The organism is Duganella violaceipulchra, assembly GCF_019166075.1.
Classification (GTDB): domain Bacteria; phylum Pseudomonadota; class Gammaproteobacteria; order Burkholderiales; family Burkholderiaceae_D; genus Rugamonas; species Rugamonas violaceipulchra.
In genome coordinates, this window is sequence record NZ_JAHTGR010000146.1 from 1 (window position 1) to 392 (window position 392).

Annotated in this window: 1 pseudogene; it reads right to left on the bottom strand. The window is 69.9% G+C overall.

What is annotated here, in order from left to right:
* Positions 1 to 392: pseudogene (locus tag KVP70_RS33390) on the bottom strand (heme utilization protein); the annotation flags it as partial.

Genomic DNA, 392 nt, shown 5'->3' on the forward strand with positions numbered 1-392 from the left:
GACCTGATTGGCGCTCAGCGCGGCGATCGCGTCGGACTTCAGTGCGGCGAAGTCGGCCGTTTCCAGCGCGGCGATGGCGGCGGTGCTCAGGCCGGCCACTTGCGCGGTGCTCAGCGAGCTTGCCTGGCCGGTGGTCAGTGCGACGATCTGGTTGGTGGTCAAACCGGACACGGCGGCGGTGCTCAGCGCGGCGATCTGGTTGGTCGACAGCGCGGCAACTTGTGCCGTGGCAAGGCCCACCAGCTGGGCGCTGCGCAAGGCGGCAACGTTCGCGGTGGTCAGGCCGACGATGTCGGCGGTCTCGATGGCGCCGATGGCGTTGCTGCTCAGCGCCGCAACCTGGGCCGAAGCCAGGCTGCTCAGCTGGGCCGAGGTCAGCGCGACGACCTGGT